The sequence below is a fragment of the Stenotrophomonas sp. CASM106 genome (assembly GCF_049384825.1).
Taxonomy (GTDB): domain Bacteria; phylum Pseudomonadota; class Gammaproteobacteria; order Xanthomonadales; family Xanthomonadaceae; genus Stenotrophomonas; species Stenotrophomonas muris.
The window spans coordinates 82,057-106,187 of sequence record NZ_JBMRFS010000001.1 but is presented as its reverse complement, the minus strand read 5'-3'; the positions used below and the strand labels follow the sequence as shown (position 1 = coordinate 106,187).

The following is a 24,131-nucleotide window of genomic DNA, read 5'->3' as shown; positions in this document are numbered from 1 at the left end:
CCCTCCGGGCCATCGCCCGCTTTTTCCAGGAGACTGACCATGAGTACCCCCGCCAACTTCAACGGTGCCCGCCCGGTGATCGATCCGGACAACGCCGCGATGCTGCTGATCGACCATCAGAGCGGCCTGTTCCAGACCATCGGTGACATGCCGTTCACCCGCGTGCGCGCCCACGCCACCGCGCTGGCCAGGATGGCCACGCTGGCAAAGATGCCGGTGATCACCACTGCCTCTGTTCCGCAGGGCCCGAACGGCCCGCTGATCCCGGAGATCCACGACGCAGCCCCGCATGCCCGGTACGTGGCGCGCAAGGGCGAGATCAACGCCTGGGACAACCCGGAATTCGTTGGCGCGGTGAAGGCCACTGGCCGCAGGCAGCTGATCATTGCCGGCACCATCACCAGCGTGTGCATGGCCTTCCCGTCCATTGCCGCCGTTGCCGATGGCTATCAGGTGTTCGCGGTCATCGATGCCTCGGGCACCTATTCGAAGATGGCCGAGGAGATCACCCTGGCCCGGGTGGTGCAGGCCGGCGTGGTGCCGATGGACACCGCCGCGGTGGCCTCGGAGATCCAGCGCAGCTGGAACCGCGATGATGCCCAGCAGTGGGCCGAGGTCTACACGAAGATCTTCCCGAACTACCAGCTGCTGATCGAAAGCTACCTGAAGGCGCAGGACGTGCAGAAGAACCACGAGCCGCTGGATTCGCAGCGCAGCTGACCTGCGCCCGGGGTGCCGGCCCGCTGTCGGCACGCCTCTCAACCGGAGACCCATCATGTCCAGTGAACCGATCCGCGCCCCGGCCAGCGATCATCTGCTGACCCCGCAGAACTCCGCCTTCATCATCATCGACTACCAGCCGGTGCAGGTGAACTCCATTGCTTCGATGGACCGCCAGTTGCTGGTCAACAACATCGTCGGCACTGCCAAAGCCGCAGTGGCTTATGGCCTGCCGATCGTGCATTCGACGGTGAACGTCAAGACCGGCCTGAACAAGCCGCCGATTCCGCAGCTGCGCCAGGTGCTGGGTGACTATCCGACCTACGACCGCACCACCATCAATTCCTGGGAAGATGTCCAGTTCCGCAGGGCGGTGGAAGCCACCGGCCGCCGCAAGCTGATCATGACCGCGCTGTGGACCGAGGCCTGCCTGACCTTCCCGGCCTTGGATGCGTTGAAGGAAGGCTATGAGGTGTATGTGGTGGTCGACGCCGTCGGCGGCACCTCGCTGGCCGCGCACGATGCCGCGCTGCGCCGCATCGAACAGGCCGGCGGCCAGCTGATCAGCGTGCCGCAGCTGTTCTGCGAGCTGCAGCGCGACTGGGCCCGTTCGGAAACGGTGCCGGCCTTCATGAACCTCTTCATTGAAACCGGCGGTACGGCGGGCATCCAGTTCTCGTACGATCGTACCGAGTAACCGGGTGGCGGCGCCGGTCCTGGCTGGCGCCGCCTTTGGGGAGCCGTCGAGCATGGCTCGACGCTACAGTGGGTTTAATCGAGCGTGGCTCGACGCCATGGATAGATGGAGAATGTGATGGCCTACGCACGCATTGTTTCGACCGCCGACAATTACCTGCACCACATCAGCAATGGCAGCTTCGATGTGGATGCGGACGAGCCCGCCTCGTTGGGCGGCCAGGGCAAGGGCTTCGCGCCGTTCGACCTGTACCTGGCCTCGCTGGCGGCGTGCACCGCCATCACCCTGCGCATGTACGCGCAGCGCAAGGGCTGGGACCTGGGCGAGTTCCATGCCGAGCTGCGCTCGGAACGTGACGAGGACGGACGCCTCCACGTGCACCGCGTGCTGCATGCCAGTGCCGAGCTGAGCGATGCGCAGTGGCAGCGATTGCTGGAGGTGGTGGAAAAGACCCCGGTGACCCTGGTGATGCGCGAAGGTGCACGCATCACCAGTGAGCGTGGGGCGGCGGCGTAACAGAAGGCTCAGCGCCGTGAATGCAGCACCGTGCGCTGGCGCATCGCGTTGAATTCCTGCTCCACCTGCTGGATGTCTTCGGCCTGGAACCCGGCGGCATCCAGCAGCTGGTCGGCGGCCGCGGCCGCCAGCGGATCATCGTCACGCTGGCGCCAGCAGCGGGCCGGCAGGAAATAGCCCACTTCGCTGCGCCCGCGCATGATCACCACCGGCCGGCCCGCGTACAGCAGGAACTCGGCCAGGTGCTGCCGCAGGCCCTCCACGGAAACATAGGCCGGTCCAACACCCAGCATCTGGCTGGACGGTTCGGGACTCTCGAACAGCTTGCGACGGCTCATCCACTCCTCCTTTTGAACAACGCGTGGTCTCCTTTCCCTAGACGGGCGCATCGCTGCGCCCCCGCCACGTACTACGTGATCCGCATCACGCCCGCTACTCAGAAGCCGGTGTTGAACTCCAGCTGGAACACGTCGATCGACAGCGGCGCACCGGACACTTCCTTGGCCGCCATCCACTTGCCGCTGATCCAGCTGCGCGCGTCCAGCGCATAGGCACCGCCCACGTAGTAGCCGCGGGCGTTGGTGCCACCGAGGTGGAAGTTCGGATCGTTGTAGGCATCCGGCAGCGCATCGGCCTCGATGTGCTTGTAGCCCAGCAGCGCCTGCCACTGGCCCTTCTCCTTGAGCTCGGTGGCACCGAAGGTGGCCTGCAGCATCCATGCGGTGTCGCCGCTGCGGAAGGTGTCGATGCTGGCGGCACCACCGGCACCGTAGTTGTTGACGATGCCGTTGTTGGCGCGACTGAACATCGCCTGCTTGTCGTAGGCCAGGTTGCGGATGTAGTCGCCTTCAAGGCGCAGGCCGACGTCCTGGGCCAGCTGCGTATCCCAGCGCAGGTTCAGCGTGGCCAGGCGGAATGCCGAGGCCAGGCCGACATACTGCGGGGTGGGCGTATTGGCCGGATCCAGCGGATTGCGCGCGATGTCGCGGATCAGCATCAGGGTGTTGCCCTTCTGCATGAACGCCGGACGCGACCAGTCGGTGTCGCAGCCCACCGCGCCCGCATACAGCGCGCACGGCGAGGACAGGTGGCCGCTGATGTTCTTGAAGTCGTAGTAGCCCAGTGCCGCGCGCAGCGCGTTGTCGTCATTGAAGCGCCAGTTCACGCCCACCTGCGCACCGGACAGCCACTTGTTCTCGTTCGGGGTCTTGACCCGGCTCTGGCTGGGCGAGCTGTCGGAGGTGTACTCCAGCGGTACCACCGCCAGATTACCGAACAGGCCGAGGTCACCGCCGCCGAAGTCGTACTGCAGGTTGGCGGCCAGGCCGTCGAAGTTGAGGTCGTTGGAGAACAGCGTGTCGCTGGTCCAGAACGGATTGCCGAAGCGGCCGCCACGCACCGTCACCCAGTCGGCCGGGCTGTAGGCCAGCCATGCCTGGTCCAGCCATACATCCTTCTTGCTCAGGCCGCCACCCAGCTGCTCGGTGGTCGACACCGGGCCATTGCTGCTGCCGCTGGCCAGGCGCACACCGGCCGTGGTGTGCTGGCCGATGGTCGCCTCGATGCCCAGGCGGGCGCGGATGCGCCACAGGTTGCGGCGGTCCTGGCGGGTGTTCAGCAGTGGTGGCAGCTGCAGGTTGGTGTTGGTGTTGGTGTCGAAGCCGTTGCCGGAATTGATCGACGACCAGTTGCTCACGATATCGCTGTTGCGTTCGGAAAAGAAGCGCGATTCGCTGCGCACGCGCATGTCACCGGTGACCTTGATGCGCTTGGTCCACTCAGCCACTTCGTTCGGTGCCGCCCAGCCCTCGGACCTGGCCTGCGCCATCACGTCCTGGCGTACTTCGTCACGGATGCCGTCGCGCACGCTCTGCGGCACGTAGGGCACGCGCACGTCGCCGGCTTCCAGGGCGACACCGCCACTGGCGGCCGAGGTCGCGGTGGCTGCGCTGCGCTGGGCGGCCGCCGCTTCGGCCTCGGCCTGCACCAGCAATGCCTGGCCGTCTTCTGGTTTCAGTGCGCCGCTGGCGATCAGGCCCTTGATCAGCTTGACCATGGTGGTTTCAGCGGCCATCGCACCGGCCGGGGCGGCCAGGCTGAGCAGCACGGCGCAGCACAGCAGCGCCCGTCGGGCCGGCCGCGGGCGGTGGGAATCGGTTCGTGCGCGGACGTGGTCGTTCATCACGGTTCTCATCGAAAGAAGGGAAATCACGGAGGTCGGGAATCAGGCCCCGGGCCGGCGGCCCTGGATCAGGACGCGGGCGGGGAAATCAAGCGACGGTGGGGGTGCCTGGTCGACCTTGCCGATGCGACGCAGTGCATCGAGCACGGCCGCGTCGGCCTCCTCGTTGCCACTGCCACGCACCAGCTCGACCTTTTCCAGGCGGCCATCGCTGGCCAGCCACACATTCACCTGCAGCTGGAACGCCAGGCGCTTGACCTTGTCGTCGCGCGAGATTGCCTGCTGCATCAGGTAGCCGAGGTAGCGCCCATAGGTGGCATTGCCGGCACCGCCGCGACCGACGCCGGACGAACCGCCACCATTGCCGGACTGGATGCCGAAGTTGTCACCGCCGGCCTGCGCATCGGCGTTCATCGTCACCGGGTCAGCGTTGTCGGGGGTCGGCGTCGGCTCTTCGGCCGGCGTCGGTTGATCCAGCGGCTCCGGCTCAGGCATCGCTTCTTCCGGCGGCGTTTCCGGTTCCGGGGGCTTTTCCGGCGGCGGCGGGGGTGGCGGAGGCGCTGGCGGCAGCGCCAGCATCGGCGGCTGCACCACCGGCCGACGGGTGCTGGCGGTGTCCTTGAACAGCATCCACCACACGGCGATGCCGAGCACCAGCAACGCGGCCAGCACCAGCGCGACAGTCACCAGCAGCTGGCGACCGCGCATGCCGGGCTCCGGCCGAGGGGGTTGATGGGCCGTCATGCCTCAGCCCTGCGCCTTGCCGGTGACCAGACCGACCTGGGCGAGCTCCAGGCGCCGCAGCAGGTCCAGCACCTCGACCACGCGGGCGTACTGCACCTGCGCGTCACCGCGCACGATCACCGGGAAATCCGGCGTGGTCGCGCGCTCGGTGCGCAGGCGGTCTTCCAGCTCCGCCATCGTCACCGGGTAGGCATCCAGAAACACCTGGCCACCGGGGTCGATGGTGATCGCCTTGGTCTTGGGCTTCTCCAGCGCGACGCTGTTGCTGGCCTTCGGCAGGTTGACCTCGATGCCGGGGATGGAAGCGTTGCTGGTCAGGATGAAGATCACCAGCACCACCAGCAGCACATCGACGAAGGGCGTCACGTTGATGCCCTTCTCGCGCTTCTTGATGCCGAACTTCGCCTTCTGGCCCATGGCGCGCCCCTCAGCCCTGGACCGCGGCCGGGCCGCGCCCGTCCTGCTCTTCGGCCAGGCGCGCGGCGAATTCGTCGATGAACACCGCCATGTCCGCACCGATCGCTTCGGCACGCGCGCCCAGGTAGTTGTAGCCGAACAGCGCCGGGATCGCGACGCCGAGGCCGGCGGCGGTACACAGCAGCGCCGCGGCCATGCCCGGTGCCACCGAGTTGATGTCCACCGCGCCGGCCATTGCCGCAACCACGAACACCAGCATGATGCCGATCACGGTGCCGAACAGGCCCACGTAGGGCGCGCCTTCGATGGTGGTCGACAACCAGTTCATGCGCCGCGCCATCGCTTCCTGCTCGCGCACCATCACTGCATCCATCGAGGCGCGGATCGCCGCGATGGTGGCACCACTGAGGTAACCGCTGTTGCCATCGCGCTGGTGGCGTTGCTGCATTTCATCGATGGCCACCTGGTAGATGCGCCACAACGAGCCATCGTGCATGGCGGTCGGCGCCTTGCCCTGGCGGTCCATGTCGGACAGGGTGCGCAGCGGTACGCCGGACAGCTTGCCGAAGCTCTCGGTGAACACGGCATTGGCCTTGCTGGTACGGCCGAAGTGGCGGCTCTTGGCGATCATGATCGCCCACGACAGCAGCATCATCAGGCCGAGGATGGCGACCACCACCCAGGCATCGAACGGCATCGCCTTGAGGATGAAGGCGAAGTGGCTCTGCCCGGCGGACTGCTCGTCGGCGCCGTAGCTGACCAGGCGCGAGTCGGCGCCCTGAGCGGTGGCGTCGGCCAGCAGCAGCGCGGCCGGGCGTGCCACCCGCGAAATGCGCAACTCGTCCAGGGCACCTTCGAAGTTGGCCAGCGGCTGCGCGGCGCCCGGCGCATCGGCGCCGACCACCGGCGCGGTGGCCAGCGCCGGCAGCGCACCGCTCAGCTGGGCAGCTACGCGCCCATTGAGGTACAGCTGCAACGCGCCCTTCTCTGCCGTCAGTGCAACATGCGCCCACTGCCCTTCCGGAATCGGTTGCGCCGGCGTGCTGCGCTGGCCATTGAGCTGCACGAACGGCACGCGGTTCTCGATGCCCAGCACCAGTTCGGAAGCACCATCACGGCGGGCGTAGATGGCTTGAGCCGCATTGTTGCTACCCGGCTTGATCCAGGCCGAAACGGTGAGCGGCGCGCCCGCTTCCTGCGCCAGCGACGCGCTGGCCGGCAGCGGCAGCGGGCCGGCGCCCAGCTGCACGCCGCGGCCGATCACCGCGCCTTCCGACGGCGGCACCACCGCACCGGCATTGTTGCCATAGGCGGTGGTGTCGCGTGCCGGCGCATTGGCCTCGGCAAAGTGATAGACCAGCGTGTAGTCCGGATCGAACACCTGCTGGCCGTTGCCGCTGGCCGGGGCTTTTTCATTGCCGTAGTACATCCAGATGGTCTGCGGCGCGGCGGCACTGACCGCCGGCAGGTCCACCCAGACCAGGGCCAGGCCCAGCGTGGGATCGAACTGCTCAATCTGGTGGGCCAGCACCGTACGGCCATCACCCGAGACGAAGCGAAGGTCGTTGCCCGCATCCTGGGTGCCGTCGAAGCCGAAGTTGCCGGTATGCAGCCGCAGCAGCAGTGGCGTGCGGCCCGGGTCACCGGCCAGGCCCGCGCCCTGCGGGCCGGCGTCGACGGTGATCGGCTTGCGGTATTTCCATTCGGCCTGCCACCAATTGGCATCGGCCGCAGCCGCAGGCAACGCAACCAGCGCGGCCAGCAGCAGCAACACTCGGGAAAGCAAACGGTCCATGCGAAGGGTCTCCGGAGAACGCATGTTCAAGGGAAGGGTCAGTAGCTGGTGCTGATGTTGAAATGCAGGCGCGGGTCGTCCTTGCGCGTGACCGGGCCATCGGCATAAGGCCAGGCGTAGTCCAGGCGCAGTTGCAGGTGTTCACCCAGGCGCAGCTGCGCGCCCAGGCCGACCGAGGCCAGGTTGTACTTGTCACGCTGCTCGGGCAGCGGCCGGCGCAGGCGCAGGTAGGCCGCGTCGGCGAAGCTGTAGACACGCAGATCGGTGCCGCTCCACAGCGACCACGCCGGGGTGCGCCATTCCAGGCTGGCCAGGCCGCCGTAGTCGCCGATCGCCTCGGCCGACAGGTAGCCACGCACGGTGTACATGCCGCCAGCAGCGAACTGCTCGGCCGACACCAGTGGCGCATCGGTTACCTGCAGCGAGCCACGCGCATACCACTGCCAGTCATTGCTGAAGGTGTGGGTGTTGGCCACGTCGGCCTTGAAGGCCACGAAGCTCGGGTCAGCCCAGTAGCGCTTCTGCCCGAACGCGGTGGCGTCGCTGCCGTAACCGAACAGGCGGCGGGTACCGGCCACCAGCTGGGTGTTGATGCTCAGCTGATCCTGCTCGCCCTGGCGCACGCCGACGAAGGCCAGGGTGATCGGCGCATACTTCAACGGTGTCTTCAGGCTGTCCTTGCCCATCTGCGTGTCTTCCTCGGTGTCCTTGAAATCCACACCGAGGCTGAGCTGGCGCCACCACTGGCTGCTGCCGGCAAGGCGGTAGTTGAGCTTGAGGCCGATCGAATGGCCGTTGCCGATCACGTTGGTGCCGGTGCCGGTACCGACCTGCCCGCCTGCATTCAACACGCGGCTGTCGGATCTGTAGCCGGAGGCTTCCAGGCTCCACGGCGTGCCTTCGAACGGCATCGTGTACGAGGCCGAGAACACCTTGGCCTGCTTTGTATCTTCCGGCGCCAGGTACACGCCGATGTTGGCGCTGTGCCCGCGCTTCCACAGGTTGTCGTAGGCCAGCGACGCACTCAGGCGCAGCTTCTCGGTGTCGGCACTGTGGTCGTTGTTGAGTGACGCGCTGGCACGCCACGGCGACTTCTCCTCGACCTGCAGGTCCACATCCATCGTGCCCGGCACCTGGCCTTCGCGCACCAGCGGCATCACCTGGCGACGCCCGCCTTCGTTCAGTGCGGTCAGTTCCTTCTGGGCCTGGTCGAAGTCCGGCACCTTGCCCTCGGCCAGTGCCGGTACGCGATCGCGTATGCGGTCGGGCGATTCGTAGCGGGTGCCGACCACGCGCAGCTGGCCGATCGGCGTCTGCTGCACCTTCAGCAGCACCACGCCGCCACTGACCTGCTGCTCGGGGAGTTCGACGTAGACCGACTGGTAGCCCGCCTGCTGGTACAGCGCGTGGACCGCATCGCGCGCCTTCTCGACATCGGCCAGGGTCCTGCCCGGGCCGAGGAACGGCTCTACCACCCGTTCGATCTGACGCGGATCGAGCACGGTGTTGCCGCGCACGATGTATTCATTGATGTTCACGCTGGGCGCAGGCGCCGCCTCCTGCGCGAACAATGGCAGCGGCATCGCGGCCAGCGCCAGCACCAGCGGATGCAGGCGCAACGGAAAGCGGACGGCTCGGCACGGAACAGGAGTCATCGAAGGCATCGCGTCGTATCGGAGGGAGGGGCCAGGGAGCGGCGCGTGGGTCTACCAACAGGACGTGCACGTCGCGTCAAAACCGCCACCAGTTTTGTGACAGCACTGTCATCTTCTGACCGCGCCGGTGCACTCGCGGGCGGAGACTGCCCTCGCCACACGTCTTCATTGCAGAGCGTCGGTTGTTGCAGGAGATTCGCGATGAGTGAGCCATTGAAGGCGGGCCTTCGCCCTGCCCTCGCCCTTGCCTTGTTGCTGGCGTTGCCATCGGCCTGGGCCGGAGAGGCGAAGAAGCAGGACGGTGCTGCGCCGTGCATCGAAGTACAGGTCAACGGCGAGCGCATCCCCGCGTGGGAATGCCTGCAACGCAGGCTGGCGCCGGCGCCGAAATCGGCGAAGTCAGCGGCGCTGCCGGATGCCGAACGCCTGATGCGGCAGCCCGGCAACCAGCTGATGCAGTACAACCTGGAAGGCACGCGGCAACGCATGGGCGATGCCTTCGGGCGGTCCGTGGTACCGCAGCGTCCGGCGCGATGAACCCATGCATCTGCAGAGCCGAGCCCACGCCCGGCTGCGCCTGCACACCGTTCAACAGCCATGCAGAGGCAGCCGAGCGCGGGCTCGGCTCTACCGAGCGCCGCCGTGCGGAGCGGCCGGCACGATGCCATCGTTCGGCACCGGTGGCAGCGCGGGCACCGGCAGGCTGCGCGATTGCCCAGCCTGGTTCAGTTCCACCGCGTTGGCGCTGATGCTGGCCAGCACCGTACAGGGCCCCAGCCGCTGGCCGGGCGCGTAAGCCTCCGGCGGGCGTCCATCCACCGACAACAGGGCCAGGGGCGCGTGGTCACCCGCCATCACACCCAGCACGACCACCTCGGTCTGCACCGCACCGGGCGACAGCAGCCGCACCAGCGGCAGACTGGCCACCGCATCGAACAGCGGCCGGGCCGGCGCATCGGCATGCGCTTCGCTGGCCGCCGCCGCAGGCGCCACCGCAGACAGGGTGACGCTCCAATAGGCCACCACCGCCAGCAGCAGGGTGGCCGCCAGCAGGGTCAACATCCGATTGCGATCCCAGCGCCTGCCATCCATGTTCCGCACCATCGCCACGTTCGTGTCCGCCCACGCTAGCAGCCGCCGCTGACGCTTTTGTTTCATCATGCGGGCCTACGCTGGCAGGCATCGACCTGGACAGGAGGCAACGTCGATGCAGCACGTGCCGCGTGGTTTCACCCTGCTGGAACTGATGGTGGTGCTGGTGATCATCGGTATCTGCACGGCGGGCATCGGCCTGGGCCTGGGCAGCCTGCTCGACCCCGCGCGCCAGCTGCGGCAGGAGGCCGAACGACTGGCGCAGCGCCTGCAGGTGGCGCGCGACGAGGCCCGCATCGATGGCCGCCCCCTGCGCTGGCAGGCCGACGCCGCCGGCTACCGGTTCAGCAGGCGCGAAGGCACCCGCTGGGTGGACGTGCAACGCGACGACCTGCTGCGCCCACAGTCATGGCAACCGGCCGGCATCGTGGTGCAGCCGGCCACCCCGGTTGAACTGAGCCCGGAGTGGATCGGCGTGGCATGGGAACTGACGTTGTCGTTGCAGGGCCGCCAGCTGCGTCTTCGTGACGATGGCAGCGGACAGTTGCAGGTCGTGCAGTGAAGCGGAACATGCGCGGATTCACCTTGATCGAAGTGCTGATCGCACTGGCGATCGTTTCGATTGCGCTGGCTGCGGTCATGCGCTCGGTCGCGGTGGCCATCGACGATCAGTCACGCCTGCGCGACCGTCGCCTGGCGCTGCTGTGCGCGCAGGACCGCTGGCAGGAGCTGCGCCTGGCCGGGCAGCCGCCGCAGGATGCACGGCTGCGCTGCGTGCAGGGGCGAAGCAGTTTCCTGGTGCTGCAGCATATCGGCACGGGGGGTGACGGACAGCCGCAACTGGAACTCAGCGTGGCTGCCGAAGATGCACCGCGGCAGTCGCTGGCGCGGATGCAGCTGCCGTGGACCGCGGCGCAATGAAGCGTACCGCAGCAGGCTTCACCCTTATCGAGGTGGTGATCGCGATCACCATCATGGGCGTGCTGGCGCTGATCTGCTGGCGAGCGCTCGACAGCGTGGCCAGCAGCGACCAGCGCCTGCGCCGGGCCGATGCCGAGACCACGACGGCACTACGCGTGCTGCAGCAGTTCCAGCGCGATATCGAGATGCGTGCCGACGATGCGCTGATGAACGGCGCGGTGCGCCCGGCGGATCGTCCGCAGCGACTGCTGCCGCCTTCGCTGGTGAGCGAACGGTACCCGGATGGCAGCTTTGCGCTGGAAATCACCCGCAGCGTCGACAGTGATGGGCTGCGCTGGCAGCGGGTGCGCTGGTGGCGGCAAGGCAACACGCTATGGCGCGCCAGCGGTACGGCGAAGGACCGCTATCCCCTGCCCGCGCCGGTTCCTTCAGAAGGCATTGCAGTGGCAAAGGATGTGCAGCGGTTCGAGGTGCGCGCCTGGCAGCCCGGGGCCGGCTGGGCAATGCTGCCGAGCGAGGGCGAGGTGCTGCCGGCCACCGGGCTGGAACTGCGGCTGGGCCTGCGTGACGGGCGTGGACCGCTGAGCTACCGGCGCGTGCTGGAGCTTTAGGATTCCTCCCAGGCAAAGCACCCACGCATGGCGTGGATCTACTGCCGAGCGGCTTCTACTGCCCGGCCTGCCCTGGTGGGTGCCGACCGTTGGTCGGCACTGAGGCTGGTCCGGGCATCCGCGCATGCCGTGGACCTACTGCCGAGCCTGCCGCCGGGCGCGCTCCTGCACCCGGCGGCGCCGTGTCGGTGGTCCTCACCGCTGATGGCCGCTCCCTGCCGTCCGCGCCATCCTGGCTGGGGCCGCTGCCGTTCCGTGGCGGCTGGCCCGATGCTGTTCGTTCTTTCGGCCCGGTCGCATCCACGCATGGCGTGGATCTACTGCCGACCTTGGTGGGCAGCAACATGTGCCGACCAAGGTCCGCACCTACCGGCGCTGCGTGCCCTCGTCGCGACTTGCCTGCGGGAACTGGAAGGCACTGTTGGCGTCATAGCCGCTGTTGGCAGTGTTGCCACGCGCCGGCGGATTGATGGTGCTGGTGCCACTGCCGAAGCCGAGGATCTGCACGCTGATCACCGACGGCTGGTTGCGCCGTGCCTCGTCCTGGCTCTTGCGCATCACATCCTGTGCCGCCTGGCTGGCGCTGTTGGCTGCCGCACTGGCCGAGGCCAGCGCATTGACGTTCACCGATGCCAGCACCGGCAGGCCCTTGCTCTCGCCCTGTACCTGGATGTTGGCGGCATTGAGCACCTGCAGCGCCGCCAGGTTGATGTTGCCCGAGACGCGGATACCGGCCTCGCCCGCGTCGATGGTGCCAAGCGGTGCGATCAGGTCGACGTCGCCCGGTCGTACTTCGGCGATGGGGTTCAAGGTCGCGATGCCGGCGCCACTGGCGGGAGCCTGCGGCGACAGGATCACATTGCCCCAGCCGTCATAGACGCGACGCGGTGGCGTGTACAGCAGCGTCGTCTGCGAACCGCGACCGGCATTGATGTCACCCTGCTCCGACCACGCCAGGATGTCGCCGCCGAAGGTGGTCATCACCCGCGACAGGCCGAGCAGCACGCTGTCCTGGCTGAACAGCCGGATATCACCTTGCCCCTGGGTGACAAGGCCGGCGCTGGCGGGTGGCACCACGCCCTGCACACCGATCACGATCTGCCCACCCGGTGCCATCAGTTCGATGTTGCCGCCCGCCTCGGTACGCACGCCGGAGCCACCGTACATCACGATATCGCCGGTACGGTCGATCGTCGCACCGGCCGCATTCCTGTCCGGCATCAGCGTGGCGATGGCTTCGCGCCCGCGCAGGTAGGAGCCGAAGCGGGGCCCTTCTGCATCGGTATACTCGCGTCCACCTTCGCGCAGCTCTGCGTAATAGACCTGGCGCAGGAAGATACGCTGCTGTTCCTGCGGCAACGCATCGAACGTGGCCAGCGCCCCGTCGCCCTCGGCCGCCACGCCGAAGCGTCGCTGCAGCCACTGCTTCAGTTCCTGGTCGTACACCTTGGCTGCCTTGCCCGGCTGCGACGCAAGCGATTGCGCGGGATCGGCAAGGTTGGCAGGGTCCAGATAGCGTGCACGCAGGGCCGCGAAATCGATCTGCTGGTTGCCGGCCGTCAGCGCGATGCTGGCGCCGGGACGGGTGTCGCCCTGCACGATGCCACCGAGGCTGGCGATGCTGCCCGCATCCTCCTGGCGCAGCTGGCGGCCGGCACTGATCTCGGTGTTGCCGGGGCCAGCGATGGTCGCGTTCAGATGCACGATGTCGCGGCCCGCCGCCGCCACCGTGATGTCGGTGGGCGCGGTGTTCAACGCGGTCATCGACACCCCGAGGATGTCCCGGCCTGCCCGCAGTTGCACGGCGCCGGCGGCCTCGAACCAGTTCAGCTGCGTGCGCTGCCCCGCGTTGACATTCAGCGTGCGCTGGGCGCCGGTGGCCAGACCCATGATGTCGCCCTGCACCGCGTAGAAGCGGCTCGGCGCCAGTGCCGCAGACACAGTGGACAGCGGCGTATTCGGACCGAATGCGAACAGCGGAAGCGACGCGTCCGGCGATGCAATGTTGCCGTCGACCGACAGGTTGCGCCGCGTGCGGGTCACATTGCCTGCGGAATCCCCCTGCTCGGCCATGAATGCCGGGTCGAAGGGTCCCGGCAGGCGCGCGTCACTGGCCGAGCGCGCGATCTGGGTCGCGCCAGGCTGGGCGAAGATGCCTCCACCGGCCAGGACGTCCAGCCGTCCTGTCGCCGAGGGTGCCAGCAGGATCACATCCTGCGTCCCCGGCGTGGCGCTGATCCGGTCCAGCTTGATGTCACCCTGAGCAGCAATCGCGCTGAAGCGCGAAGGATAGAGCCAGTAATTCAGCAGATCATCGCCGCCACGCACAACAAGCTGGACCTGCTCCCGCCACAGATTGCTGCCCGTCACGTTTTCCGGCCCGGCGAGGCCTGGCGCGAGGTCACCACCGGCACTGAACAGATCCACGGCCGTGTTGGCGGTCCACAGGGAGAACCACGTACTGCCTGCAGCGCGCGCGCCATCATCCTGCAGCACCGCGCTGTAGTTGGCCAGCGGAACCCGGCCCGCATCGGCGACGCCGCCGAGCACCACATCGCCCCGCGCCTGCAGCTGCGCGGCGGCGTCGCCCAGCACCAGCACCGGCCCGCCCATCGCGCGGGCGGCGTCAGGCGCAAACAGGTCTGCCGCCCGCTGCTTACCCAGCGTCGCGTAGCTTTCCAGGGTGACGCCCATTGCACCGATGCGCCCTGCATCGAGCTGCAGGCTCCCACGCAGGTTGCTGAAGGTACCGTTGAGGTCGAGATTCTGTCCCGCCCTGGAGGGGTTGAGGCTGGAGATCGTCGCCTGCAGGTTCGGATTCAGCGCGCCACCGATACGCACCTGCAGGTCGCCGCCGCCGGTCAGGTGCAGCTGGCCATCGCTGACCCGGCCGGTCGATCCCACCGCAGCAATGATCGCACCCGAGCGCGGTGCGATCGTCGAGACCAACGCGTCACCTATCGCATCGCGCACGCCGGCGTCACGCCCGGCCTCCAGCGTCAGGTTGCCCCCGCCCAATGTGCCGAAGCCGGTGAAACCAACCATCCGTGGAGAAGCGCCGGCGGCAGCGGACACGTTGGTGTAGGCGCCAAAGTTCACCCACCAGCTGGTCGGCACCGGCTCCACCCCAGTGGTGCCGCCGGTACCCTGCCGCCACAGCCAGTTGCCGACCGCGGCACTGGAGTACAGCGCCCAGTCGCGATCGCTGCTGCCCGACTCTGCGCGCGCGGTCCAGGCGTCGCCGACGATATCGCGCCCGGCTTCGACGCGCAGGTTGCCACCATGATCCGGATACCAGGCCTGGTAGCCTGCCATCGCGGCGTCATAGCTGCCCGGCACCAGGTTCGGTCCCAGCACTGCGGTGTTCCAAGGGGCCGCTGCACGGTGCGAATTGAAGGCAGCGTCGCGGCCCCCACCCAGCGCGGCGGGAGTGCCGGCGGTGTAGACGCCAAAGCCTGACTTCATCACGACGTCAGCGGCCGCGAGCAGCTCCATGTCACCCTTGCCGGTGCGCAGTACGCTCCACGCCGGCGTGCCTGCGCGCTTGCCGTAAGTGGTCACTTCGGTCTGCGTGCCGCCGCCGGCGCAGTAGGTAGGCGCGGTGCTGCAGAACTCGTCTTCGGTCATGCCAAACATCGCGGCGAAGTCCTTCGCAGGAGTGCCTGCGTAGGACTCGTCGCCCCAGTAATCCAGCGAGCCCTGCGCGGCCACCTGGCGGGGTGCCGGCCCGCAGTAGTCGGCCGACATCGCGCAGAACTCGTCTTCGGTGAAGCCGAACATGTCGGCCAGCTCCGCGATCGGACGGCCTGCATAGGAGGTGTCGCCGATCCAGTCCAACGATGCCTGCTCGGTCAACGCGCGATCCCCCACCCAGATGATTTCCGTCTTGACCGTGCCGATCGAGCCCTGGTGGGTATCGGCCAGCACGACGCTGCCTTCGCTGCCCCAGCGCCGGCTGCGTGGGTCGGCTGCCCCGGCATCGGCACCGGCAACAACGGTCAGGTCCCAGGAGGTGGTGCCCTCGGCCAGCATCGGCGCCAGCGCCCAGTTGCGCCCCTGGTTGCCGCCGGCATCGGCCGGCCTCAGATTCACCGGCGCGTCGCCGGGCAGCTCCACCTTGGTCAACGACGGGATGTACGCGCCCACCTTGAGCGCGACTTCGCGTGCCAGGCGCAGCGCAACCGGCAGCACCGCGCCGGCGGGCCACTCCTGTGCCGCCATCTGCACCGCACTGCGCAGGCGGAAGCCGGCTCCCAGCCGCGCACCGGCCGCCAGCATCAGCGGCTCCTGCAGCACGGTGCCCGCGGCCAGCGTCTGCCCGGAGTCGGTGGTCACCGCCGCACCCAGCACCGTGCCTGCAGGCAGCCGCAGGTTCTGCGAGATCACCATCGGCGCGGGCAGCACGGTACCGACCGGAAGCGTTACCGATTCGACCGGCACGTCATAGTTCAGGCGGGTGCCGGCCTGGAACTCGGTGCCGGGCTGCAGCTTCACTCCGTCCACCGGCACCACCAGCCCACCGCCAAAGGGGGTGTGCCCCGCGCTGCCATTGCGGCCCTCGTACAGCTGCCAGCCGCCCTCATCCGGCGTGGACGGCGGCGGTGCGAACCCATCGTTGATGCTGCCGTAGACGTTGATGTTGCCTTCGGCGCGCAGCACCAGCGAGGCCGATTCGCCGAAGCCACGCCGCGATGGATCGGCGCGGTTGGCATCGGGGCCATAACGGTAGCCGGACAGATCGATGTCGCCGGCGATGGTCAGGTCGCCGTCCGGGTTGGCGTCGCTGCGCCGCGCCAGCACCTGCACGCCGGGACGAAGGCGCACATCGCCCAGCGCCCGCGTGCGCTGCTGCAGATCCGCGTTGCCCAGCGCACCATCGATCCAGGCCACGCTGTGCGGATCGACCACCTGGTCCAGCCACTGCTGGGTGACCAGCTGCGCGCGGTTGCCGCGCACGTCAGCGGTGGTTGCCAGGGGCGCATCGTCGTAGCGGCGAACACCATTGAGCTGGATGTCGGCCGCGCCATCGATGCGCAGGCCGGTGGCCGCGGCAATCGCCGCGTCGTTGCTGCCCAGCCGCGGCACATCGATCTTCAGCGTGCCGCGCGGGGTGCCATCGTTCTGGCCAGGACGTCCACCGACGGTAACGTCGCTGCCCGCACGCAGGTCCAGCTGCGCCGCGCTGCCCAGGCCGACGGCACCTTCGGCGCTGCCCAGCGTGATGGTGGCCCGGTTTGGACTGTCGATGATCTTGCCATGGCTGTCCACGCGCAGGCCGGTACCGTGCGCGTCCAGCGTGCCGTCCACCTGCAACTGATCGCGGGCGTACAGGCGGATGCTGCCGACCTGCTCGCCGCTGGCATCGATGCGGCCGGCCACGGTCAGGCTGCCCGCGTCGACGCTGATATCGACCCGGCGCGCCTTCACTTCGTCGCCGATCCGCAGATCGCCCTCACCGATCTGGAAGCTGCGACCGCCGACGACGCCGCCGGCGGTCAATCGCTGGTTGAGGCCGGCGAAGTCCTGCAGCTGGCGTGCCCGCACCACCAGTTCGCCACCGTCGTAGGGCACCAGCGTGCCACCGGCATCGTAGCGACCAGTGGCGGCACCCTGCAGAACACCGGCCAGATCGGCTCGGCCGGCCATTGCGGTGACCGTCAGGCGTCCGCCGCGGTTGTTGCGTGCGGAAACATCGATGCGGGAGGCCGCATCGGCGCGGATGTCACCCGTGTCGCTGGACAGCAGGACATCGCCGCCCCAGCTGAACTTGTCCACGTCGTACAGCGAGACCTTGCGCCCGGCCAGGTCCAGCGCGGCCCGGCTGCCAAGCGTGATGCCCTGGCGCGCGTTCGCCGACAGCCGTCCGGACGCCAGCGCGATCGTGCTGTCCAGCGCGATCCGGTTGGCGTCGATGCTCAACTCACTGCCCAGTGCATCGCCACCCGTCTTGCCGGCGCCCCCCTGCAGGCGGAAGTCGCCGCCGGTGCGCACGCGCAGCCGCGCGGCGGGATCGGCGGCCAACAGCGGTGTATCGATACCGAGGTTGCCTCCGCTGTACTGCCACCCCTTGTCGGCCAGATAGTCGCCACGCTGCTGGAATACGTCCAGCGTGCCCTGCGCGGAGAACGACAGCTGCTCCGAGGCACTCAGGTTCAGCGCACTGAAGCCGAGCACCTGCCGGTTCGCAGGTACTTCAGAGCTGGGACGGCTGAATGGCGCCCGCCCCAGCTGCAGCTGCCGGGTGACGATGTCCAGTTGCCCGGCCCCGAGCCGGTCCACCATCGGCTCGGCCGGCGGCACCGTCGCGTCGCTGCCCGGCGCCTGGCCCGCCGCCAATGAGCCGTCCCAGACCAGCGTGTCCACCAGGATGCGCGCGCGGTCGGTCGCCGCACCGTACCCGCGGATGGCCTGCGCACCGAGCACAAGCGTCTGCAGGCCACTGCGGCCGGTGGCACTGTCGCGCGCATCCAGGTCGACGCTGCCGAACACGTTGACAGACTCCCGCGCGACCAGGCTCAGCGTGTCCAGCGCCGGCGCGCCGGTCGCATCATTGCCGCGCAGCAGTTGTTGCAGCACGGACTGGTTCATGGTCATGCCACTGGGCAGCGCCCCGGCCGCAGCGGCCTGGGCGATCGCTTCGGCACTGCCGAGGTTCAGCGCCGCCATGCTCAGGCCGAGCTGGCGGGTGCCATAGCTGGCCGAGTCGCGCATCTGCAGCGCGCCATCGGTCGCTACCGCGATGCTGCCATCGGAAACCAGCCGCGTCTGGCCGTCGCACGCCGCCTGGCATCCGCCGATGTCGATCGCCACCGGACCGGCCTCCACCCCGGTGGTGCCGGTGATCAGGTTCAGGCGCTGGTTGGACACCGCCAGCAGGCCGCCGGAGACCTGGTAAGGCAGGGTCGCGCTGGCATTCGCGTTGGCGGATGCGAACGGCAGTGTATCGAGGGTCGCACCGGCCTCGACCAGCACGCCGCTGCCACCGGAGGCCGCTGCCACCAGCACTTCCGGTGCGTTCAAGGTGACGCCGGAACGGATCGCCACGCTGCGCGCCTGGCCGGTCACCGCAACCTGCGAGGCCTCCTGGTTGAACTGCCCGCCGATCATCATCCGCGCCGGCAGGAAGGCATTGAGCGCGTCGTCGCTGAAGGTGGCGCCGCGATCACGCGCCTGCGATTGCGTGGTGCCATCGACGATCTCCAGCGAACCGACCGCCGGGCTCGCCAACGTGGCTGCCAGCGTGCCACCACGCCCCTTGTCGGTGGCAGCCGCGAACCGCGCGGTGCCGGCGAAGTGGATGGCAGGCGTGTCTGCACGACCTGCACCTTCGCCCAGCGCAAGGGTCAACCCGAGCGCATCGATGGTCTGCCAGCCACGCGACTCGCCGCGGCGGTCAGCTACCGATTGCGCGAAGCTGTTGTAGGAGGTTTCGTTGTAGCCCGAGTGCCGGCGTACCACGGCCGCGGGAGTCAGCAGGATGTCGGTGAGCAACGGCGAGATTGCCGCGCCCAGCGCCGTGCGCTGCTGCCCGGACACACGCCAGGTGCCGGTGCCGGTCGCAATCGGTTGCACGATGCCGGAGGTGCCGGTGGCGCCCAGCTCCACCCGGAATGCGCCGGGCTGCAGCGCATAGCTTGCCGGCATCAGCGTGTAGGTGCCGGCCGCCAGGCCGGGCACGCCAGCCGGCACCGTGATCTGCTGGCCCACCGCCGGAGCTGCGAACCCTTCTTCGCCACTGGGGGCGAACGCCCCGGCGCGTCCCGGTACGATCGCGTACACCGGGTTGCCCGACGCACTGAACCCGTAGCGCGGGTTGGCGTCGGCCAACGCCGTTCGCCGGACGTCGACAGAGCCACCGCGTCCTGACACGAAGGCGGCGCCGGTCAGCTCACCACCGCCGGACATGTCCAGCAGGGCCCCCGGCGCCACCTCGATCTCGTTGGCCTTCAGTGTCACCCCCATCGAGGAGATACCGGCCGGCGTCAGCGAACCCAGGCTGCGCGTACCGACCCGCCAGTCAACACCATCGACGGTGCCACCATAGGGCAGCGACAAGCCGGCGCCACTGGTCGAGGTTACGCTGCCTGGCAGCAGTTCCACCCGGCTGCCGACGGTTCCGTTCTGGATCAGGCCACCCAGCTGCAGCGTGCCCATCGGCGCCTGTACGTTGCCGCCCTGCTGCACCGTGGCGGCCACCAGGCGAAGCGTACCCAGCGCCGATTCCGGCGCCGGCTTCGTGGCCGCACCGGTGCCGTGGATGCGCAGCACGGCATCCGGATCGGACCAGTAATCAGCGGTCTGCACGGTCTGCGCCGACGCGCCGGCCACCAGCGTGCCGACCGCGCCTGTGGTGGGATACAGGCGCGCAGCGGTCACGTCCATCGAACCAGCCGTCATCAACGCGCTGGTGTTGCCACTGCTGGCAATGCCGTTGGTCAGGCGCACGTCACTGCGGCTTTCCAGCGCCACATGCTTGAAACCCGGCAGCCAGGTGACGTCGCGGATGTCGATCAGCCCGGCCTGCACCGCCAGCGCGTGATCTTCCGGCCCGGACGAAGCGACCGCGGCGGTGCCCTGCAGGTTCTCGCCCGGCATCTGGCGCCAGCGTGCCTGCGCCAGGCGAACGTAGGGCGCACTCAGTCGCAGCCCCGACGATGGCCCGGCATCCACGGCCATGCCCAGGCTCGAAGTACCCTGGCCGTGGATGCGCAGGCTCTGGGCCAGGCGCAGGTCGACGTCGCCGACCGCGCGGATGTCACCGAACACGGACAGATTGTCGAAACCGCCAGCCTGCAGCTGCTCGACCGACAACGCGGCGTGGCCATACTCCAATGTGGTCGGCAGTGGCTGCCCCGGCGCGCTGTGCTGGCTGAGGGTGATCGCACGTGACCGCAGTACCTCCTCGCTGGCGCCACGTGCATGGATGCTGCCGCCAAAGGCCAGCCCCAGGGTGCCGCCGCGTGCGCCGGCACCGCCGGCGGCCGCATCCATCCCGCCGTCCAGGTACAGCGCATTGGCCGAGCGCAGCACGATCTGCCCGCCATCGCTGTCCACGCGCACGCGGCCCTGGCCGTCGACGTCCAGCTCGGCCGACGCACCCCGCGCCTGCAGGCGCGCACCGCGTTCGACCACCACGAAGGCTTCCGGTGGTCGGTTGTCGACGAATGCTGTGGTCTCCCAGTCCAGCGCCCCGCCGATCTCGATGCGTCCACCCGCGCGCACCTGCCCGCGCAGACGGCCGCTGGAATCGGGCAGCGAAATCGCGTCTGCATCGGCATCCAGCAGCGCGCCTTCGGCGAAACGCCAGGTGCGTTCGGTGCGCTGCCCGGCGTACAGCGCGTTCTCCGGGCGCACATCGTCGATCAGGATGCGTCCGCCCTTCGCGCGCAGCGTGCCTTCAACATCGATGTTGCCCGCACCAAGCAGCGAGATCGTCTGGCCTGGATCGACCGCCACCAGTGCATCCTTGCCGACCCGCAGGTCACCGCCCACGCTGTTGCGCTCCGAACGCAGGCTGATGCTCGCACCCGCGCGCTGGCTGACGCGCCCGCTCGACGGATCGGCGCTGTACAGCGGTTCGTCCCACGCCGCCAGTGCGGACGCCCGGTCGGTCGCCATCGGCGCGTCCTGGGTCAGGCGCAGGCCTGGCAGGGCAGCGACCAGCCGCGCGCCATCGGCCACCTCCACGCCGTGGTGGCCATTGATGTCGTACTGCGCGAAGCCACTGCCGAACAGGCCGGGGTCCAGTCGCAGCGACGCGCCCGCCAGGTCCGCATCGCCCACCCGCACCTGGCCACCGGTACCCAGCGAGAAAGAACCACCGCCCTGTCCTCGACCACTGAACCGGCTTCCCTCACCCAGTTGCACCCGGCCACTGCCGTCGGTCGTCACCGTACTGCTGTTCGCCTGCAGGGTGACGCTGCCGCCTTTGCCGATATGGGCCTTGCCGCGCAGGTCCAGCGCAGCACCGGCCTCGACGTCAACCGTTGCCCTGGCGCCCACGGCCACGTCATGACTGTTGCCCAGGCTCAGGCGGCCGCCATCCGTCCAGGCACCGCTCGCGTCGCGCGGCATCGCCAGTGAGGCGTTGCTCCATTCGCCGGAGAGGTCGATCCGCGTTCCGTCGGCAATGACGGTGCGGGCGCGGCCATCGTGCAGCAGCGCCGTCGGCCGGCCCTGGACATCCAGCAGGTTGCCCGCCGACAACTGGCCGCCGGCAATGCCGATGTCGCCTGCCAGCTCCACCTCGCTGCCGGTCAGGTTGAGCTGCCCGCCGGCCTGAAGCCGAAGGCTGCTGTCGATGCGGATGCGATCGGCGGTCGCCAGGTCGATCCGCCCCCACTGCTGGGCACTCAGCTCTGCGATATCCAGCCACACCGTGTCACGCCGCTCCTCGTTGACCGGAGCCGCCAGCGACCACGCCGTCTTCGTCGGAGCCTTGTCACCCAGGCGCACATCCGAGCCGAACACACCACTGCGGCCCTGGCCGTCGTAGCGCCCCAGGTACAACTGCGCATTGCGCGCGACCGCCGTCTGCGCCTGTGCATAGCCATCCAGCGCGGCATCCGGCCTGCGGTTCTGCTGCGCGCCCTGGAAGGTTGCAGTCTCAACCTTTCCATCCAGCACCGCGGTCGGTGCGGAGACGATCAGCCGTCCTGCATCGCGGCCGACCGTGTACCCGTTATCGACCCGCTGCGCCGCGAATACGATCGGATCACGGAAGGTCTCGGTGATGCCCCAGCGTTCCTGCTTCACTTCATGGCCGCTGTACAGGCCATCGAACAGCATCTCCGCTGGCGCCTCATCAAGACGGTAGACCTGGCCATCAACGCCGCGCACCCAGCTCTGCCGGACCACGCCGCTCTGCACATCCAGGCTGCCGCCGGCAAGGTTGATGCGTGAGCCACCTTGCGTGATCACTTCCCTGCCGCCCAGCAGGACGGTGCCTCCCTGCGCAGCCCATTCGCCGATCGAGTGCCCCTGGTTGTCGAGGTAGCCCCCCACTTCCAGCAGGCCGCCTGCGGCGTACCAGCGCTCACCCTCGTAGCCCCCGGTACCGGCCGGAACGTGGACCAGCCTGCGGCGGTCGACCCAGACTTCGCTGCTGGTCAGCTTGCCGCTGTCGCGGTTGTCCAGGGCATCGCGCAGTTCGTTGCCCTGCACCTTGACCTGGACATTGTTGCTCTCCATCGACACCCGCACGCCCACTGCGCCGGACACGTCCACGCGCGCGGCATCGTCCACGTAGCTACGGGCCGCCGCATCGGCGATGATCTGGCCGCCCGTGGCAACCGTCAGCGAATCCGCGCTGAAATGGATGTTGCCCCCCGAGACGATCTCCACCCGCGACTGGTCCCGGCGATCATTGTGCTGGGACAGATTGTCGAAGGTTGCCGAACGCGCGCCAGCGCGGATCGCGTCCTGCTCGGCCGATTCCTTGATTAGGGCGTCGCGCTGCGTATCCAGCACCGTGGTCTTGCCATCGTCCTCGATCAGCACCGCCGTGGTGGCTCCGTCAGCAAGCGTGACGCTGCTGCCTGCATCACTGGCCGAGGCCAGAAGATGCACGGTGCCGCGCTGTGCAAGCGTGGTGCTGGCCACGGCCACACCGGCCTGCTCGACGCTGCGTCCGGCCAGGGTCACGTCCCCCTCGAGTGCGCGCAGCAGGCCGGTATTGCGCACGCTGCCAGCCGTGCTGCCAGCGATAAAGCGCGGCGCGATTTCATTGCCGCGGGTGGTGGAACTGGTGTTGGCGGCCGTACCCACGCCGCGCCGGATCACGAAACTGTCACCGGCTGCGAGCTGCACTTGGCCCTTGCGCGCTTCGATCTGGCCAGCATTGTCCACGCTGTGCCCGGCCAGCAGCACGTAGCCACCGCCGCGCGTCGCACTGGTCGGCTCATGGGTCGCGATGCGGGCGCCCCGCTGCACCATCACCTTGCCGAATGCATCGCTGAGCGCGCTGCTGCTGGCGTCGGGGCTGTACAGGCCGTTGTCGCGGAACTGCGCATCGCTGATCCGTGCTGCAGCCGCCAGCAGATTGCGTACATTGACCTGGCTGTTGTTGCCGAACACCACGCCGTTGCGGTTGGCCACGAACACCGTGCCACTTGCCTTCAGCTGGCCCAGGATCTGGCTGGGCCGCGCCTGCGGATCGTTGACGCGGTTCAGTACGGCCCAGTCAGGGTTCTGCAGGAAATTCAGCGTGGTGTTGCCGCCGATGTTGAAGGTCTCCCAGTTCAGGATCGCCTTGTCCGCGGTCTGCTCGACCGTGACCTGCACCCTCCCGTCGCTGCCCTGCGACTGGATCGCGTCGCGCGCATTGAGCCAGCCACGGGTCAGCGGGTTCTGGTCGACGCTCAGGCCGTCCTTGCCGAGGCCATCGGCAACGATGAAGCCAGCCTCGCGGCGCGCCTGCCGGGCTTGTTCCTGCAGGCGCTGCTGCAGGGCAATCGCCTGCGCCGCAGTGCCAAGATTGTCGATCGACTGCTGCAGCTTCTGCCGTGCCGCATCCTGCTGCTGGGCCGGCAACTGGAACTGGATCGGCACGCCGTTGGGCATCCGGCCACTCTGTGCCGCGCTGCCCTGGGCCGCGCCCCGTTCGGCGAACCAGCCCGGACTGAACGCCTGCTGCGCCTGGCTGGCCGGGGCCACCATGCTCCCCAGTGCGACCGCGATGGCCCACGCCATCGGATGATTGCGGCGCATCGACGCGGCCGGATGAACAGCGGACGGGAGCGGGTGCGACATCGGAACCTCATCAACCTGGTGGGCCGCAGCT

15 protein-coding genes are annotated in these 24,131 nt (G+C 68.5%); 7 read left to right on the top strand and 8 right to left on the bottom strand.

Annotated features, from left to right (window positions below; genetic code table 11):
- Positions 1–39 precede the first annotated feature (39 nt).
- From VG556_RS00460 to VG556_RS00450, 3 genes are all read left to right on the top strand, one after another.
- A complete protein-coding gene (locus VG556_RS00460; RefSeq protein WP_032962579.1) occupies positions 40–720 on the top strand; it encodes a hydrolase in 681 nt (226 codons plus the stop codon).
- Between the two features lie 55 nt (positions 721–775).
- On the top strand, positions 776–1,417 hold the full coding sequence (locus tag VG556_RS00455) for a hydrolase (protein WP_100450159.1): 642 nt from the start codon (positions 776–778) through the stop codon (positions 1,415–1,417).
- Between the two features lie 117 nt (positions 1,418–1,534).
- Entirely contained in the window at positions 1,535–1,933 is a 399-nt protein-coding gene (locus VG556_RS00450; protein WP_049404363.1) for an OsmC family protein, read from the top strand.
- Between the two features lie 8 nt (positions 1,934–1,941).
- Here the strand turns inward: VG556_RS00450 and VG556_RS00445 are convergent, their stop codons facing one another.
- The 6 genes from VG556_RS00445 to VG556_RS00420 all read right to left on the bottom strand — a co-directional run bounded on the left by VG556_RS00445 (position 1,942) and on the right by VG556_RS00420 (position 8,726).
- A complete protein-coding gene (locus VG556_RS00445) occupies positions 1,942–2,271 on the bottom strand; it encodes a hypothetical protein (RefSeq protein ID WP_005409871.1) in 330 nt (109 codons plus the stop codon).
- 98 nt (positions 2,272–2,369) lie between these two features.
- Positions 2,370–4,115 (bottom strand): putative porin, encoded by a 1,746-nt coding sequence (locus VG556_RS00440; RefSeq protein WP_100450160.1) that lies wholly within the window; start codon positions 4,113–4,115, stop codon positions 2,370–2,372.
- Between the two features lie 42 nt (positions 4,116–4,157).
- The gene (locus VG556_RS00435) at positions 4,158–4,823 is read right to left on the bottom strand and encodes a cell envelope integrity protein TolA (RefSeq protein WP_100450161.1); all 666 of its coding nucleotides are present in this window, start codon (positions 4,821–4,823) and stop codon (positions 4,158–4,160) included.
- Between the two features lie 39 nt (positions 4,824–4,862).
- Positions 4,863–5,276 carry an ExbD/TolR family protein gene (locus VG556_RS00430; RefSeq protein WP_032956765.1) on the bottom strand — a complete coding sequence of 138 codons (414 nt, stop codon included), beginning with the start codon at positions 5,274–5,276 and terminating at the stop codon, positions 4,863–4,865.
- Between the two features lie 10 nt (positions 5,277–5,286).
- The gene (locus VG556_RS00425) at positions 5,287–7,071 is read right to left on the bottom strand and encodes a DUF2341 domain-containing protein (RefSeq protein ID WP_111144213.1); all 1,785 of its coding nucleotides are present in this window, start codon (positions 7,069–7,071) and stop codon (positions 5,287–5,289) included.
- Between the two features lie 38 nt (positions 7,072–7,109).
- Positions 7,110–8,726, bottom strand: a complete 1,617-nt coding sequence (locus VG556_RS00420) for a ShlB/FhaC/HecB family hemolysin secretion/activation protein (RefSeq protein ID WP_111144214.1) — start codon at positions 8,724–8,726, stop codon at positions 7,110–7,112.
- Positions 8,727–8,927: 201 nt separating this feature from the next.
- On the opposite strand from VG556_RS00420, the gene VG556_RS00415 reads away from it, so the two are divergent.
- Positions 8,928–9,263, top strand: a complete 336-nt coding sequence (locus VG556_RS00415) for a hypothetical protein (protein WP_014647358.1) — start codon at positions 8,928–8,930, stop codon at positions 9,261–9,263.
- Positions 9,264–9,353: 90 nt separating this feature from the next.
- On the opposite strand, the gene VG556_RS00410 is transcribed toward VG556_RS00415, so the two are convergent.
- Complete coding sequence (locus VG556_RS00410) at positions 9,354–9,830, bottom strand: general secretion pathway protein (RefSeq protein WP_181452931.1); 477 nt, start codon at positions 9,828–9,830, stop codon at positions 9,354–9,356.
- A gap of 103 nt (positions 9,831–9,933) precedes the next feature.
- Here VG556_RS00410 and gspH point away from each other — a divergent pair, with 103 nt between their 5' ends.
- From gspH to VG556_RS00395, 3 genes are read left to right on the top strand one after another with little or no spacing between them, the layout of a single operon-like run.
- Positions 9,934–10,380, top strand: a complete 447-nt coding sequence (gspH, locus tag VG556_RS00405; RefSeq protein ID WP_014647360.1) for a type II secretion system minor pseudopilin GspH — start codon at positions 9,934–9,936, stop codon at positions 10,378–10,380.
- 8 nt (positions 10,381–10,388) lie between these two features.
- On the top strand, positions 10,389–10,739 hold the full coding sequence (gene gspI, locus VG556_RS00400) for a type II secretion system minor pseudopilin GspI (protein WP_181452932.1): 351 nt from the start codon (positions 10,389–10,391) through the stop codon (positions 10,737–10,739).
- Positions 10,736–11,350, top strand: a complete 615-nt coding sequence (locus VG556_RS00395; protein ID WP_100450163.1) for a prepilin-type N-terminal cleavage/methylation domain-containing protein — start codon at positions 10,736–10,738, stop codon at positions 11,348–11,350. Before gspI ends, VG556_RS00395 begins: the two co-directional genes overlap by 4 nt.
- Positions 11,351–11,716: 366 nt before the next feature.
- On the opposite strand, the gene VG556_RS00390 is transcribed toward VG556_RS00395, so the two are convergent.
- Positions 11,717–24,100 carry a filamentous haemagglutinin family protein gene (locus VG556_RS00390; protein WP_111144215.1) on the bottom strand — a complete coding sequence of 4,128 codons (12,384 nt, stop codon included), beginning with the start codon at positions 24,098–24,100 and terminating at the stop codon, positions 11,717–11,719.
- Positions 24,101–24,131 lie beyond the last annotated feature (31 nt).